Annotated in this window: 13 protein-coding genes; all 13 read left to right on the top strand. The window is 65.1% G+C overall.

The features are described 5' to 3' along the window. Positions 1-161 precede the first annotated feature (161 nt). The 13 genes from dusB (at position 162) to CS1BSM3_RS23890 (ending at position 15,127) form a co-directional block, all read left to right on the top strand. Positions 162-1,151, top strand: coding sequence for a tRNA dihydrouridine synthase DusB (dusB, locus tag CS1BSM3_RS23950; RefSeq protein ID WP_280174781.1), 990 nt, complete (start codon positions 162-164; stop codon positions 1,149-1,151). Continuing rightward, entirely contained in the window at positions 1,148-2,305 is a 1,158-nt protein-coding gene (locus CS1BSM3_RS23945) for a two-component system sensor histidine kinase NtrB (protein WP_072391889.1), read from the top strand. The genes dusB and CS1BSM3_RS23945 overlap by 4 nt, the downstream gene beginning before the upstream one ends. Next, a complete protein-coding gene (gene ntrC, locus CS1BSM3_RS23940; protein ID WP_072391886.1) occupies positions 2,305-3,753 on the top strand; it encodes a nitrogen regulation protein NR(I) in 1,449 nt (482 codons plus the stop codon). Before CS1BSM3_RS23945 ends, ntrC begins: the two co-directional genes overlap by 1 nt. A gap of 374 nt (positions 3,754-4,127) precedes the next feature. Beyond that, complete coding sequence (locus tag CS1BSM3_RS23935; protein ID WP_072391883.1) at positions 4,128-6,437, top strand: sensor histidine kinase NtrY-like; 2,310 nt, start codon at positions 4,128-4,130, stop codon at positions 6,435-6,437. Positions 6,438-6,462: 25 nt separating this feature from the next. Continuing rightward, entirely contained in the window at positions 6,463-7,842 is a 1,380-nt protein-coding gene (locus CS1BSM3_RS23930) for a nitrogen assimilation response regulator NtrX (protein WP_072391880.1), read from the top strand. A gap of 204 nt (positions 7,843-8,046) precedes the next feature. Further along, entirely contained in the window at positions 8,047-9,087 is a 1,041-nt protein-coding gene (hemH, locus tag CS1BSM3_RS23925) for a ferrochelatase (RefSeq protein ID WP_072394472.1), read from the top strand. Between the two features lie 218 nt (positions 9,088-9,305). Next, complete coding sequence (locus tag CS1BSM3_RS23920) at positions 9,306-10,331, top strand: SPFH domain-containing protein (protein WP_072391878.1); 1,026 nt, start codon at positions 9,306-9,308, stop codon at positions 10,329-10,331. A gap of 124 nt (positions 10,332-10,455) precedes the next feature. After that, a complete protein-coding gene (locus tag CS1BSM3_RS23915; protein ID WP_083528850.1) occupies positions 10,456-10,911 on the top strand; it encodes an NfeD family protein in 456 nt (151 codons plus the stop codon). Next, positions 10,898-11,344 carry an NfeD family protein gene (locus CS1BSM3_RS23910; protein WP_210188826.1) on the top strand — a complete coding sequence of 149 codons (447 nt, stop codon included), beginning with the start codon at positions 10,898-10,900 and terminating at the stop codon, positions 11,342-11,344. The genes CS1BSM3_RS23915 and CS1BSM3_RS23910 overlap by 14 nt, the downstream gene beginning before the upstream one ends. Positions 11,345-11,481: 137 nt before the next feature. Further along, positions 11,482-11,880 (top strand): MarR family winged helix-turn-helix transcriptional regulator, encoded by a 399-nt coding sequence (locus CS1BSM3_RS23905; RefSeq protein ID WP_174263769.1) that lies wholly within the window; start codon positions 11,482-11,484, stop codon positions 11,878-11,880. Between the two features lie 51 nt (positions 11,881-11,931). Further along, positions 11,932-12,447, top strand: coding sequence for a PaaI family thioesterase (locus tag CS1BSM3_RS23900; RefSeq protein ID WP_072391872.1), 516 nt, complete (start codon positions 11,932-11,934; stop codon positions 12,445-12,447). Positions 12,448-12,498: 51 nt separating this feature from the next. Next, complete coding sequence (locus tag CS1BSM3_RS23895; RefSeq protein WP_072391869.1) at positions 12,499-13,731, top strand: MFS transporter; 1,233 nt, start codon at positions 12,499-12,501, stop codon at positions 13,729-13,731. Between the two features lie 10 nt (positions 13,732-13,741). After that, positions 13,742-15,127, top strand: a complete 1,386-nt coding sequence (locus CS1BSM3_RS23890; RefSeq protein WP_072391867.1) for an MATE family efflux transporter — start codon at positions 13,742-13,744, stop codon at positions 15,125-15,127. The last annotated feature ends 89 nt before the right edge of the window (positions 15,128-15,216 follow it).

The raw sequence follows: 15,216 nt of genomic DNA, 5'->3' as shown, positions 1-15,216 counted from the left end.
TTGCGAAGGCCGTCGTCCTTCTCTAGTTTGAATAATTATTGGGCACGGTGTAACGTTGCTCAAAAATAGGGCAGGTGATGAACGGAAGGCCGGACAGCAATCGGGGCGGGCAGGCAGGCGGGGGGAGCGCCCCTTCGTCTGGACGCACGCCTGAATTGGCAATTGGCTCGACCATTGTTGCCGGACGCGTTCTCCTCGCGCCGATGTCGGGGGTGTCCGATCTGCCCTTCCGGCAGGCCGCGCAACATTGTGGCGCGGAGTATGTCGTCTCGGAGATGGTCGCGAGCGAGGAGCTCGTACGCGAGCGCCCCGACGTTCTGCGGCGAACAGCGTTTGCCGGCGAGCGCCCATTCGTCATGCAGCTTGCCGGACGCGAGGCGCGCTGGATGGCTGAGGGCGCGCGCATTGCCGAGGGCCTGGGCGCCGACATCATCGACCTCAACATGGGCTGCCCCGCACGTGAGGTGACCGGCAAGCTCTCCGGCAGCGCGTTGATGCGTGATCTTGATCACGCCATTGGATTGATCGATGAAACGATCGGTGCTGTCCGCGTTCCCGTGACCTTGAAGATGCGCATGGGCTGGGATCATGCGAACCTCAATGCCCCCGAGCTCGCGCGGCGCGCCGAAGCAGCGGGCATTGCGCTCGTCACGGTGCATGGCCGCACGCGCTGCCAGTTCTTCAAGGACAACGCCGACTGGCACTTCGTCCGCCGCGTGAAGGAGGCGGTGGGGATCCCAGTTATCGTGAACGGCGACATCTGCACGCCGGAGGATGCCCAGGCTGCGCTTGCTGCTTCGGGGGCCGATGGCGTGATGATCGGGCGCGGCGCTTATGGCGCACCGTGGCTGCCTGCGCGCGTCAACACCTTCCTCACAACCGGCAACGACCCGGGGCCGCCGGCGCTCGCGGCGCAGTGCGCGATCGCCCTCGGTCACGTCGAGGCGATGCTCAGCCATTACGGCGCGTTCCTCGGGCTGAGGAACGCTCGCAAGCATATTGGCTGGTACCTCGAGACGAGCGGTGCACCGCCCGCCGTCGTCAAGGCGAACCGCCAACGCCTGTGCACGGAGACCGATCCCGCACGACTGCTCGCGGGACTGGCGCATTTCTATGCGTCGGTTCCGCAACTCGAGGGGGCCGCAGCATGAGCACGGAGAGCACGGCCGATCGGGTGCCGCCGTTGCCGCCAATTACGACACGACGCCATATCGAGCACGATGTGCTCGTTGGCGCCCTTCCCCACCCGATCATCGTGCTCGCAGCCGACGAACGCGTCATCTACGCCAATGTCGCGGCCGAGACGTTCTTCCAGTCGAGCCAGGCCGTCCTGAAGCGCCAGCAGATCGGCTCGATCGTCAGCGACGACTGCCCCCTCATCTCCCTCGCGCGCCAGGTCGCGCGCACCGGCTCGACGGTCAACGAATACGGCGTTCTGATCTCGACGCCGAAGGTGCAGGCGCCCCGTCTCGTCGACATCTATGGCGGCCCGCTTCCCGACGCGCCCGACCTCGTCCTGCTGATGCTCCAGCAGCGCTCGATGGCGCAGATGATCGAGCGTCAGCTCACGCATCGCGCGGCGGCGCGCTCGGTGTCGGGTCTCGCCGCGGTGCTCGCGCACGAGATCAAGAACCCGCTTTCCGGCATTCGCGGCGCGGCCCAGCTCCTCGAGCCCTCGCTGTCTGATGAGGACCGCGCGCTCGCACGCCTCATCTGCTCCGAGACCGATCGCATCCGCAATCTCGTCGATCGCATGGAGGTGTTCGGCGACGAGCGGCCGCTCGCGACCGAGCCGGTCAACATCCACGACGTGCTGGATCACGTGAAGCGCATCGCCGAGAGCGGCTTTGCCCGTGGCATCCGCATTCAGGAGCAGTACGATCCCTCGCTGCCGCCCATTCCCGGCAATCGCGACAAGCTCGTCCAGGCCTTCCTCAATCTCGTCAAGAACGCTGCCGAAGCGCTTGGCGAGACTCGCGACGGCGGGCGCATCATCCTCACCACGGCCTTCCGGCCTGGCGTGCGCCTCTCGGTCCCGGGCTCGCAGGCGCGCGTCGCGCTGCCGCTCATGATCGAGATCGAGGACAACGGCCCTGGCATCGCCGAGGCCGTCCGCTCGCATCTCTTCGATCCCTTCGTCACTACCAAGCGGACCGGCACCGGTCTCGGCCTCGCGCTGGTCGCCAAGATCGTCGGCGATCACGGCGGCATCATCGAGTGCGACAGCGAGCCCCGCAAGACTGTCTTCCGCGTACTCCTGCCCATGCAGGAACGCGCGGGCGACCCGACCAAGAGAGGCTTATGATGGCACGCGGAACCATCCTCATTGCTGACGACGATGCGGCCATTCGCACGGTGCTCAATCAGGCACTGGCGCGGGCCGGCTACTCGCCACGCGCAACCGGCAACGCGGCGACGCTGTGGCGCTGGGTCTCGCAGGGCGAGGGCGATGTCGTCATCACCGACGTGATCATGCCCGATGAGAGCGCCTTCGACCTCATCCCACGGATCAAGAAGGCGCGGCCCGAGCTGCCGGTCATCGTCATGAGCGCGCAGAACACGCTGATGACGGCGATCACTGCGGCCGAGAAGGGCGCCTACGAGTATCTGCCGAAGCCATTCGATCTCTCCGAGCTCGTCGGCGTCGTAGGGCGTGCGCTCTCCGAGCCCGGCCGAAAGCGCGAGCGCAGCACGGACGGCGACAACGAGGAGCTCCCGCTCATCGGTCGCTCGGCCGCCATGCAGGAGATCTACCGGGTCATTGCGCGTCTCACGCAGACCGATCTCACGGTGATGATCACCGGCGAGTCCGGCACGGGCAAGGAGCTCGTCGCGCGCGTGCTCCACGACTTTTCCAAGCGCCGCGCTGGGCCGTTCGTTGCGATCAACATGGCGGCGATCCCGCGCGAGCTCATCGAGAGCGAGCTCTTCGGTCACGAGAAGGGAGCCTTCACGGGCGCGCAGGTGCGCACGCAGGGCCGCTTCGAGCAGGCCGAAGGCGGCACGCTCTTCCTCGACGAGATCGGCGACATGCCGCTCGAGGCGCAGACGCGATTGCTGCGCGTGCTCCAGGAGGGTGAGTACACGACGGTTGGCGGGCGCACGCCGATCAAGACCAACGTGCGGATCATTGCAGCGACGCACCGCGACCTCCGTCAGCAGATCCAGCAGGGCGCTTTCCGCGAGGATCTCTACTACCGCCTCAATGTCGTGCCTGTTCGTCTGCCGCCCTTGCGCGAGCGGGCCGAGGACATCGGCGATCTTGCGCGCCACTTCCTGCGCATTGCAGCACGCGAAGGTCTTGGCCAAAAAACGCTGGCGCCCGGCGCCCTCGATCGACTGCGCAAGCATTCCTGGCCGGGGAACGTGCGCGAGCTCGAGAACCTCGTCCGCCGCCTGGCTGCGCTCTACTCGCAGGACACCATCAGCGCGGAGATCGTCGATGGCGAGCTTGCCGAGCTGTCGCCGGCGGCGCACGAGCCCGATGCGGCGTCGGATACGTCGCGCGCTCTTTCCGAGTTGGTCGAGGGCTATCTGGCCCGCCATTTCGCCGGCTTCGGGAAGGACCTCCCGCCTCCGGGGCTCTATCGGCGCATTTTGCGCCAAGTCGAGATGCCGCTGATCACGGCCGCCCTTGCAGCGACGCGCGGCAACCAGATCAGGGCCGCGGAACTCCTCGGTCTCAATCGCAATACGCTGCGCGAGAAGATCCAGAGCCTCGACATCCAGGTCTTCAAGGGACCCCAGGCCTGATCGTCGATCCGACGTTGCAGCACGCCCCTGCTTCAGGCGTGCGGCGCCGTCCACCTCCTATCCACAGAAACGGGCAGTGCGGCCGGTCACATAAAGGTGTGACCGGCCTTGTCGCCAGAAAGACACAGTTTGTGTCATATTGGCTGGCGCGACATCGAGCGAAGGTGCTCGGGCGGCATCATCTGCGCGGGAACGGATATCACGCTGCAGCTGCTAACCCGATCCAACTGCCTGAAGTCGGAAGATAATTGAGGGCTTTCGAGACGCAATCGGGGCCTGCGGAGGATCGCTCCGGAAGCCGTTGCCGCGCCGCCGCTCGAGGCGGACACACGTCCTTATGACGATCCGCGGCGCCGGCCGGAAGTGAAGTGAGTATGGGCACACAGGACACAACCAACCGACGTTCGTTGCTTTCCGGCGTACCCGAATCGGGTTTGCCGGGATCGAGCCCGCGCGCCTTCTGGTTTGGCCTCGCGATCGTCGTCCTCTCGCTCGTCTCGGGTTTCGCGACCTACCTCATCCTGACCGGGCTGACGCCCATCGCCCCGCGCAATGACGTCGTGCTGCTGGTGCTGATGGTCAACGTGGTGCTGATCATCGCCATGCTGGCCGTGATCGGCGCTCAGGCTTATGGCCTGTGGCGCGCCTGGCGCTCGCGGCTCCCGGGCGCGCGGGTGCACATCCGGATCGTCTTGCTGTTCACGCTGATCTCGGCGCTGCCGGCGCTGCTGCTGGCGCTTGCTGCGACGACCACCTTCTCGCGCTCGCTGGACAACTGGTTTGCCTCGCGCACGCGGACGATCGTCGCCAACTCGCTGGACGTCGCCCACGCCTACGTCGCCGAGCATGGCCAGGTCATTCGGACCGACATCGTCAACATGGCGAAGGACCTCGACGATGCGACCCCGCCCGGCACGACGGATCCCGGTAATGATCAGGCCTGGCGCAATCTCGTGCTGGCTCAGGCGGGCTTGCGCGACCTGACGCTCGTCTCCGTGATCGATGCCAAGGGGAACGTGGTCTTCTCGACGGCCATGAACGGTGGCATCGCCTACGAGCCGCCAGGATCGGATGTCATCACGCAGGCCGAGGCTGGTCACGTCCCGCTGCTGCTGCCGAGGGACAGCTATCGCATTGCCGCCGTTGCCAAGCTTACACGTTATCCCGGCCACTATCTCTATGTTGCCCGCCGCGTAAATCCGCGCGTCGTCGGGCATCTCACGCGCACGGAGGCCGGCGTTGCCGAGTACGAGCGGCTGCTGCAGGCGCGCGGCGGTCTCAAGCTCGTGCACGGCCTCATGTACTTCATGCTGTCGCTGACCGGCGTCCTGGCGGCGATCTGGGTGGGCCTCTGGTTTGCGAGCCAACTCGTGGCGCCGATCCGCCGCCTGATCCGCGCCGCGCAGCAGGTCGCGACGGGTGATCTGAGCGTGGAGCTGCCGCTCTATCGCGGCGAAGGCGATCTGCGGCGCCTCTCGAACGACTTCAACCTGATGACGCGTGAGCTTCATCGTCAGCGTAGTGCTCTCGACGAGCGCCGCCGCTTCATGGAGGCCATGCTCTCGGGCGTCAGTGCAGGCGTGATCGGTCTCGATGCGGCGGGAATAATCCGCATTGCCAACCCTTCTGCCGAGCGTCTTCTCGGCATCAAGGCCGACGACCTTCTTGGCCGTCCGATCGCCGAGGCGATCCCGGCCCTTGGATCGCACTGCACGGAGGCGGCCGAGCAGGCGCACAGCAAGGGGCGTGCGCACGGCCAAGTCTCCATGATGGTCGGCGATGAGGAGCGCGTCTTCGCCGTCCAGATGACCAAGGAGAAGGCGCAGGCCGAGGGCAGCGACCAGGGCAGTGTCGTGACGTTCGACGACATCACCGAGCTCATTGCCGCGCAGCGCACGTCCGCCTGGGGCGATGTCGCTCGCCGCATTGCCCACGAGATCAAGAATCCGCTGACGCCGATCCAGCTTTCGGCCGAGCGCATTCGCCGCAAGTATGGCCGCGTCATTCACGAGGATCGCGAGACCTTCGACAAGCTGACGGACACGATTGTCCGCCAGGTCGGGGACATCAAGACGATGGTCGACGAGTTCGCCGCGTTCGCGCGCGTGCCGCAGCCCACGTTCGCGCCCCAGGACATTCGCGAGGTCGTGCAGGAGCCGATGATCCAGTATCGCGAGTCCCATCCCGGCATCGCCTACGAGATGGACCTGCCGTCCGAGGCGGTCGTCATCCCGTGCGACGGGCGGCTGCTCGCGCAGGCGCTGACCAACCTCGTCAAGAATGCAACCGAGGCTGTGCAGACGCGCGCCGAGGCGCCTGATGCACCGGAAGGTTTCCGCGGTCGCGTGCGCGCCATCGTGAGCAAAAATGACGAGCGCGTGACCATTGAAGTCATCGACAACGGCCCCGGCTTGCCGAAGCAGAACCGTTCGCGACTGCTCGAGCCCTACGTGACGACCAAAGGCCGAAAGGGCACGGGCCTCGGTCTCGCGATCGTGCAGAAGATCGTGGAGCAGCACGGGGGCGCGCTCGTCCTCGATGACGCACCTGCCGCGCCCGACGGCGTGCAGGGTGGCGCGCGCATCTCCATCACGCTACCACTCGGCCGGCCGACGGCCGGTACAGACCATCAGACCGCGGCGACGGAGCAGCCCAAAGAGCTGCGCCAGCGCCAAACCGCATGACCAACTGAGTTCGAGGGAAGAACCGATGGCAGCCGACATTCTGATCGTCGATGACGAGGCGGATATCCGTGAGCTCGTCTCGGGCATCCTGGAGGACGAGGGCCACAGTACCCGCATGGCGCGCGATGCCGACGAGGGACTGAAGGCCATCGAGGAGCGCCGCCCCCATCTCATCATTCTGGACATCTGGCTGCAGGGAAGCCGCCTCGACGGTCTCGAGATGCTCTCGGCCATCAAGAAGCAGCATCCCGACCTGCCCGTTGTCATCATCTCGGGGCACGGCAATATCGAAACCGCGGTGACGGCCATCCGGCGCGGCGCCTACGACTATATCGAGAAGCCGTTCAAGGCTGACAGGCTCGTTCTCGTCACGCTGCGCGCGCTCGAAGCCTCGCAGCTCCGTCGCGAGGTCAAGACGCTGCGCGAGCGCTCCGTGCAGAGCTCGGAGATGGTCGGCAAGTCGGCCGCGATCAACCAGCTCCGCAATCAGATCGAGCGCGTCGCGCCGACCAACAGCCGCATACTCATCCGCGGTGCTTCGGGCTCCGGCAAGGAGCTGGCCGCGCGTGTGATCCACGCGAAGTCGAGCCGCGCTGATGGCCCCTTCGTCGTGCTCAATGCCGCCGCCATGGCGCCGGATCGCGTCGAGGAAGAGCTCTTCGGCACGGAGGACCGCTCGGGTCCGCGCAAGGTTGGTGCGCTCGAGGAGGCGCACGGCGGCACGCTCTATATTGACGAGGTGGCGGACATGCCGCTCGAGACGCAGGGCAAGGTGCTCCGCGTTCTCGTCGAGCAGAAGTTCCAGCGCATTGGCGGCGGACCCAAGGTGGCCGTGGACGTGAGGATCATTTCCTCGACGAGCCGCGATCTCGAGCGGGAAATGCAGGAGGAGCGTTTCCGCAACGACCTCTATCACCGCCTCAATGTGGTGCCGCTGCGGGTGCCGAGCCTAGCCGAGCGGCGCGATGATATTCCGTCGCTCATCGAGTACTTTGTCCAGCAGGTGGCGACCGCCTCGGGTCTTTCGCCGCGCCGCATCGGCGACGATGCCGTCGCCGTTCTCCAGGCGCACGACTGGCCGGGCAATGTGCGCGAGCTCAGGAACAACATCGAGCGCCTGATGATCCTTGCGGGCGGTGATCCCGGCACGGTGATCACGGCCGACATGCTGCCCGAGGAGATCGGCTCGAACGTGCCGCTGCCGGTGAACGGCGGTGCCGAGCACCTGATGTCGCTGCCGCTCCGCGAGGCGCGCGAGATCTTCGAGCGTGAGTATCTGCTCGCGCAGATCAACCGCTTTGGCGGCAATATCTCGCGCACGGCGGAGTTCGTCGGCATGGAGCGCTCGGCGCTGCACCGCAAGCTGCGCGCACTGGGCGTCGGGTCGGAGCAGCGCGCTTCCTAGTGTCCCGATTCCGAAGTTCGCTTGACCTCGATGCTGGCGTCCCGAGCGAACTTCGGAATCAAAAGGGACACTAGAATCATAGACTTGCAAGTGTGATTCAGATCGAGAAATTCGCTCCCTACCGTGCCGAACGATCTGGCGAATTTCTCGATCATCACACTAGCGGAGTCGCAGAGCGCACCGAGCGGCATCAAAGTGAGCCCTATGCAACGCGAGACTTCATCGTCGACGCTCCCGGCCGCGCACCCAAAGGTGGCGCACGGCAAGGTCGGCGTGCTGCTCCTCAACCTCGGCACGCCCGATGCGACCGACTACTGGTCCATGCGCCGCTATCTCAAGGAGTTCCTGTCCGATAGGCGCGTCATCGAGGAGCCGCGCTGGAAGTGGTGGCCGATCCTCAATTTCATCATCCTGACGGTGCGGCCGGGTCCCAAAGGGCGCGATTACGACTCCATCTGGAACAAGGAGCGCGACGAAGGCCCGCTGAAAACGATCACGCGATCGCAGGCGGAGAAGCTCGCCGCAGCCCTGCAGGACAAGCCGGGTATCGTCGTCGACTGGGCCATGCGCTATGCGAGCCCGGCCACGGCGAGCCGGCTCGAATGGCTCATGTCGCAGGGGTGCGAGCGCATTCTGATCGTGCCGCTCTATCCGCAGTATGCGGCTGCGACGACCGCGACGGCGTGCGATCAGGCCTTCCGCGCGCTCATGGACATGCGCTGGCAACCGGCCATTCGCGTTGCCCCGGCGTGGCACGATGATCCGGCTTATATCGAGGCGCTGGCGGCATCGATGCGCCGGCAATTGGCAAAACTGGATTTCGAGCCCGAGCGGATTATCGTGACCTTTCACGGAATGCCCGAAAAGTATCTCCATCAGGGCGATCCCTATTATTGTCAGTGCCAGAAAACATCGCGCCTTCTGCGCGCCGCGTTCGGTTGGGACGAAGGGCGCTGGCTCACGACATTCCAATCGCGTTTCGGCAACGACATCTGGCTGCAGCCGTATACGGACGAGACCGTCAAGCGTCTTGCCCGCGAAGGCGTGCGCCGGCTCGCGCTGGTAGCCCCCGGCTTCACCGCCGACTGTCTTGAGACGCTCGAGGAGCTCGACGTCGAAAACCGCCACTACTTCATGGAAAATGGCGGCGAGAAATTCGCCTATCTCACGGCCCTCAATGACGATCCCGAGGGCATTTCTGTGATCGAGACCGTCGTGCGGCGCGAGCTGCAGGGCTGGATCTGAGGAACATGTGCCGGCCGTTCGGCCGTCAATTCAGCGCGTGATAAAATGCGATTTGCAGGTGCATTTTATGGATCTTGCTGCTGCCGTTTCGCAATGTCCGACTTTCTTCAAAAAATTAGTTTACTGTTCATTTACCTTGTTTTGACTGTTTCAGACAGGAGAAGCACGAAGATTCGTGCGTGTTTCGACAGTGCGGCGCTCTAGGAAGGACTGGAACAATGCAACCCTTTGGTGGCTTCGAGATATTCGGCCTGTTGCTGATCGTCCTTGCGGCGGTGGCGCTATGGTCGACCGTGAAGATCGTCCCGCAAGGCTATAACTGGACGATCGAGAACTTCGGCCGCTACACGCGGACGCTGACGCCGGGCCTGCACATCCTGATCCCGGTCATGGAACGCGTCGGCTACAAGATGAACATGAAAGAGCAGGTGATGGAGATCCCGAGCCAGGATGTCATCACGCGCGACAACGCCATGGTCCGCGTCGACGGCGTGACCTACTTCCAGGTGCTCAACGCCGCCAAGGCGGCCTACGAGGTCGAGGGCCTCGAAGCGGCGATCATCAATCTGACCATGACCAACATCCGCACGGTCATGGGCTCGATGGACCTCGACGAGCTGCTCTCCAATCGCGATACGATCAACGCGAAGCTGCTCGACGTCGTCGATCACGCGACCGAGGCCTGGGGCGTGAAGGTGACGCGCATCGAGATCAAGGACATCGCGCCGCCGCGTGATCTCGTCGACTCCATGGCCCGCCAGATGAAGGCCGAGCGCGAGAAGCGCGCTCAGATCCTCGAGTCCGAAGGCCTGCGCGAGGCCGCGATCCTCAAGGCGCAGGGTGAACGCCAGGCCGATATCCTCAAGGCCGAGGGCGAGAAGCAGGCGGTGGTTCTCGCAGCAGAAGGCAAGAAGGAAGCAGCCTTCCGCGAAGCCGAGGCGCGCGAGCGCGCGGCCCAGGCCGAAGCCGAGGCAACCCGCATGGTCTCGCAGGCCATTGCGGCCGGTGACGTTCAGGCCATCAACTACTTCGTTGCGAACAACTATATGAAGGCGCTGGAGCAGATCGCGCGCTCGCCCAATCAGAAGGTGCTGATGATGCCGCTCGAGGCAGCCTCGGTGATCGGCTCCATTGCGGGCATCGCCGAGATTGCCGGCGCGGCGTTCGGCAACCGGGAGGGGGCTCCGCCGCGGCCGACGGGCGGGCGGCCCAATTCAGGTAGCGTGCCGCGCGCCGGCGCGTGATGACGATTTGAGCCCGGCGTGACTGCCGGGCTCTTACCTGACGGGCTGTCTCCCCTGTATTCTGCGCGTGCGGTCGCCGCCGCTGCACGTCCGTGCGCTCAGGCAGGCAAGCTGGGTTTGCGCCATGTCATTGATGTCCTTTCTCTCCGGTCTCGGGCCCTGGAACTGGCTCATTCTTGCATTGGTTCTCTACGCGCTCGAGGCCGTCGTGCCGGGCGTCAATATGGTCTGGTTCGGGACGGCGGCGCTCGTCGTCGGCGGTATCGTCTTCGCGACGGATATTTCCTGGCCGTGGCAGCTCGTCATCTTCGCGGCGATCTCCGTCGCCACGGCATTTGCCGTACGGAAGTATGCGCGTTCTCACGTGAACATCACCGATGTCCCCGATCTGAATGTGCGCAGCCATCAGTATGTCGGGCGCGAGTTCGTCGTCGCTGAAGCCATCAAGGGCGGTCGCGGGCGTGTGCGGGTCGGCGACACGCTCTGGCAGGCCGAAGGCGAGGATGTGCCCGCAGGTACGCGCGTTCGGGTAAAAGACGTCCATGATGCCGTGCTAATGGTGGAGCGTGTCTCGGCCTGAGAACGAACCCGGTGGGATTGCCTGGCTCACGGGCCTGCTGGGCATGATGCTGCCGTGGATCGCGGTGCCGCTCGGCGTCTACGGCGTGTTCACGGCAATCAAGGGAAGTGCGAGCGGGTGGTGGCTGATCGTTGCTGCAGCCGGACTTCTGGCACTCGATTTTCTGATCGACCTTTTTTGGGCCCGGCGAGCGCGCGGGCGCAGCGAAGAGCCGCTCCTCAATCGGCGCGAGGCGCAGACCATCGGCCGCGTCGTGCGCGTCGTGGAGCCCATTTCCGGCGGCGAGGGGAAAGTCCGCGTCGGCGACTCGGTCTGGCGCGCCCGGGGGCCGGATTGTGCTGTCGGCACCTGGGTCCGCGTTGTCGGCGCAGAGGGCGGCTATCTTCTTGTTGTCACTGATGAAGCCGCGGCTGGCCCCGCTGCCGGCGCGTAGCGGGGTGCACCGCTTTGCGTCTGGCGGGGTGCCCAATCACGCGCGCGCAGCTTGCCAATGCCTGCATATGCAGATATATGGGCATCATGGAAGCAAAGACTTCAGAACAGCCGCGGCGCGCACGAGGGTGCACGGCCATGCGCCTGAGGAAGGCGGCGCGGCGCGTTACCCAGATCTATGATCGTCATCTCGAGGCGACGGGCCTGACGATCACGCAATATGGTGTTCTCGCCAATCTCTTGGTGGCCGGACGCGTCGCGATCGGCGGGCTCGCCGAGCAACTCCTGATGGATCCGACGACGCTCACGCGCAATCTGCAACCGCTGCACCGCAAGGGCCTCGTGGTGATCGAGCCGGATCGGCGCGATCGCCGCGTGCGCTGGGTCAGCCTGTCCGATGCCGGGCGCCAGACTTTCGAGAATGCGCGCCCCGCATGGCGCGAGGCGCAGAACCATGTCCGCAAGCTGATCGGCGATGATGAAACAGCCGCACTGCACGACACGCTCGACTATGTGCTGGAGCGCTTCGCCGAATAGAGAGCAAAACCGGCCCCTATATCTGCATATGCAGGAAATGGAGCGACGATCATGAGCAAGGAAATGAGCCCAATCGAGCGTCTCGCCGGACGACCGGTGACGTTCGGCGTGTCCGATTTCAAGACGGCGACCTCGATGTCCGGCCTCGAGTTTCTGCACGCAATGATCAGCGGCACGTTTCCTGCGCCGCCGATCTGCGAGGTCCTCGACTTCATTCTCGTCGAAGCCGAGCACGGCCGCGTCATATTCGAGGGCCTGCCCTCCGACCGCTTCCGCAACCCGCTCGGCACGGTGCACGGCGGCTGGATGTCGACCGTTCTCGACTCGGCCTTGGGCTGCGCCGTGCATTCGACGCTCAAGGCGGGCCAAGGCTTCACGACGGTCGATCTTGCCGTCAGCTTCGTGCGCGCCGTGCACCAGAGCAGCGGCAAGTTGAGGTGCGAGGCGAAGGTGATCCACGTCGGCGGGCGCATTGCAACTGCGGAAGCGCGCCTCGTCGATGCCGAAGGCAAGCTCTATGCCCACGGCACCACGACGTGCCTCGTCATGCCGATCCCCGCGGGCTGACGCTCACTCGCAAGCGAACTGCTGCATCATTCCTTTGCTCGAGGTCAGCATATGCGCTCTTCCTCCTCCCAATCCCTTATGCCGCTCTGGCTGCTCATTCTGATCGTCGGCACGATCGTCGGCATTTCCATGGGCCGCTCGCAATCCATGGGCCTCTACCTCCAGCCCGTTACAGCTGCCCTTGGCATCGGCCGTGAGCCGTTCGCACTCGCCATGGCTCTCACGCAGCTCATGATGGGCCTCGGCGCCCCCTTTTCCGGCGCCCTGATCGACAGCTTCGGCGCCGGGCGCGTCGTTGTCGCGTGCGTGCTCGCGACGATTGCGGGGCTCTATTTCATGTACGCCGCCACGTCGCCGTCTGATCTCGTGATCAGCGGTATGCTCATGGGTATTGGCGTCAGCGGTACGGGCGTGACGTCGCTCGTCGGCACCATTGGCCGCCTCGCACCGCCGGACAAACGCCTTTCTGCGATCGCCTCGATCGGCATGGCGGCCGGCATCGGCGGCTTCGTCGCGCTGCCGGTCATGCACTTTCTCATCGAGTTCGTCGGCTGGCAGCAGAGCCTCGTCTGGCTGATGGTCATTACGGCGCTGCTGATTCCGATTGCGTGGCCGATCGGCGGCAAGCCCGTCCGCGTCGATGGCCCCGCGCGCGACCAGTCCGTGCGGGAGGCACTTGCCGAAGCCTTCAGGCATCCGAGCTACTGGCTGCTGACGGCAGGCTTCTTCGTCTGCGGTTTCCATGTGTCGTTCATCATGGTGCACCTGCCGGCTTTCACCGTGGATCAAGGCTTGCCGGGCTGGGTGGGGCCGGTCGCGCTCTCGGTCGTCGGCATTGCCAACATTGTCGGCACCTTCCTCGCCGGGCAATCGGGCCGGTACATCGAGAAGCGCCGACTTCTGAGCCTCATCTACTTCGCGCGCGCGGTGCTGTTCCTCGGCTTTCTCTTCCTGCCGATGACCCCGGTGACGGTCATCACGCTGTGTGGGCTGCTCGGCATCTTCTGGCTGTCGACGATCCCGCCGACGAGCGGTCTCGTTGCGACGTTCTTCGGCACGCAGTGGATGTCGATGCTGTTCGGCTTCGTCTTCCTCTCGCATCAGGTCGGCGCGTTCGCCGGTGTCTGGCTCGGCGGACGTCTGTTCGATCTCACGAAATCCTATGACGCCATGTGGTGGCTCTCGGTTGCCCTCGGCGTGATCTCGGCCCTGCTGCACTGGCCGATTGCCGAACGTCCGGTCCCGCGTGTCGCTGCAGCAGCGAGCGCCACCAGCAGAGCCTGAGAGAGCTGACATGACCACGACGACGATCGCGCCACCGCCAGCAGGCGGTGCAGCGCCCCACCCGCTGCTTGCCGGAGCGATCCTGCCGACGCTCCTGCGCCTCGCGCTGCCGACGAGCATCGCGATGGTGGCGACCGCGCTCGTCGCCATTGCCGAGACCGCCTATGTCGGCCTGCTCGGCAAGTTGCCGCTCGCCGGCCTCGCGCTCGTCTTTCCCATGGTCATGCTCCAGCAGACCATGTCGGCCGGGGCCATGGGCGGCGGCATATCCTCGGCGGTCAGCCGCGCGCTCGGGGCCGGCAATGTGGACCGTGCGGCTGCGATCGCTCAGCACGCCTTCCTGATCGGAAGCTCAGCCGGCATCTTCTTCTTCGTCGTCTTCCAGCTTGCTGGTTCGCCGATCTATTCACTTCTCGGGGGACGCGACGGTGTGCTTGCCGAGGCGCTTGCCTATTCGAATGTCGTGTTCTTCGGCGCGCCGGCCATCTGGCTCGCGAATACGTTCGCATCCATCCTGCGGGGCACGGGGAACATGGTGGTGCCGTCGGTCGCGCTCCTTGCCGTTGCGGGCGCACAGATCGTGCTCGGAGGTACGCTCGGACTAGGCCTCGGGCCTGTACCGCGCCTCGGCATGGCCGGTGTCGCACTCGGTCAGGTCATCGCCTTTTCCGCGGGGGCGTTCTATCTCTATTGGCACCTGGCTTCCGGGCGCGCGCGCATCACGCTGCGGTTGTCCAGTATCTCCGTCTCCTGGGATATCCTGCGCGATATTCTCAAGGTCGGTGCGGTCGCGTGCATCTCGCCGGTGCAGACAATTCTGTCGATCCTCATCATCACGCGCCTCGTCTCGGCACTCGGTACGGACGCGCTCGCCGGCTATGGCATTGGCGCGCGGCTCGAGTTCCTGCTGATCCCGATCACCTTCGCGATCGGGGTGGCCAGCGTGCCGATGGTCGGTATGGCGGTCGGCGCCGGAGATGTCGCACGGGCGCGGCGCGTTGCCTGGATGGCGGGCGCGGTCGCGACCGCGGGGCTCACGCTCATCGGCCTCATCGTCGCGCTCTATCCGTTGCTCTGGGCCGGCCTGTTCACGAGCGATCCAGCCATTCTCGCATCTGCGAGCACGTACCTGCGCTGGGCCGGCCCGTTCTATGGCCTGTTCGGCCTCGGCCTTTGTCTGTATTTTGCTTCGCAGGGCTCGGGCAAAATCCTCGGGCCCGTGCTCGCGGGAACGGCGCGCCTTCTCGTCGTGCTCATCGGCGGAATATGGCTGGTCAGCGCGAATGCGCCGGCGTGGCAATTGTTTGCGCTCGTTGGCGTCGCCATGGCGGTCTACGGCGCCGCAACTGCATTCTCGGTATGGATCGTCGATTGGGGACCGCAGCGGCGCGCTTGATGCCCCACGGCGTGCGGTCGATCGTCTACCTGTCATGCACGGGGCGTTGCGGTCTTGCGCACGCTCCGCGCACGAAGCAAACTCCCGGA

It is taken from the genome of Hyphomicrobium sp. CS1BSMeth3 (genome assembly GCF_900117415.1).
Lineage (GTDB): Bacteria > Pseudomonadota > Alphaproteobacteria > Rhizobiales > Hyphomicrobiaceae.
Note: the sequence above shows the minus strand (reverse complement) of the source record. Positions and strands in the feature narration are given on the sequence as shown.

What these genes read in the sequence shown, in the direction of transcription:
- CS1BSM3_RS23945 (WP_072391889.1), top strand. Translation starts at nt 1,148, where the DNA reads ATGAGCACGGAGAGCACGGCCGATCGGGTGCCGCCGTTGCCGCCAATT.
- ntrC (WP_072391886.1), top strand. Translation starts at nt 2,305, where the DNA reads ATGGCACGCGGAACCATCCTCATTGCTGACGACGATGCGGCCATTCGC.
- CS1BSM3_RS23935 (WP_072391883.1), top strand. Translation starts at nt 4,128, where the DNA reads ATGGGCACACAGGACACAACCAACCGACGTTCGTTGCTTTCCGGCGTA.
- CS1BSM3_RS23930 (WP_072391880.1), top strand. Translation starts at nt 6,463, where the DNA reads ATGGCAGCCGACATTCTGATCGTCGATGACGAGGCGGATATCCGTGAG.
- hemH (WP_072394472.1), top strand. Translation starts at nt 8,047, where the DNA reads ATGCAACGCGAGACTTCATCGTCGACGCTCCCGGCCGCGCACCCAAAG.
- CS1BSM3_RS23920 (WP_072391878.1), top strand. Translation starts at nt 9,306, where the DNA reads ATGCAACCCTTTGGTGGCTTCGAGATATTCGGCCTGTTGCTGATCGTC.
- CS1BSM3_RS23915 (WP_083528850.1), top strand. Translation starts at nt 10,456, where the DNA reads ATGTCATTGATGTCCTTTCTCTCCGGTCTCGGGCCCTGGAACTGGCTC.
- CS1BSM3_RS23905 (WP_174263769.1), top strand. Translation starts at nt 11,482, where the DNA reads ATGCGCCTGAGGAAGGCGGCGCGGCGCGTTACCCAGATCTATGATCGT.
- CS1BSM3_RS23900 (WP_072391872.1), top strand. Translation starts at nt 11,932, where the DNA reads ATGAGCAAGGAAATGAGCCCAATCGAGCGTCTCGCCGGACGACCGGTG.
- CS1BSM3_RS23895 (WP_072391869.1), top strand. Translation starts at nt 12,499, where the DNA reads ATGCGCTCTTCCTCCTCCCAATCCCTTATGCCGCTCTGGCTGCTCATT.
- CS1BSM3_RS23890 (WP_072391867.1), top strand. Translation starts at nt 13,742, where the DNA reads ATGACCACGACGACGATCGCGCCACCGCCAGCAGGCGGTGCAGCGCCC.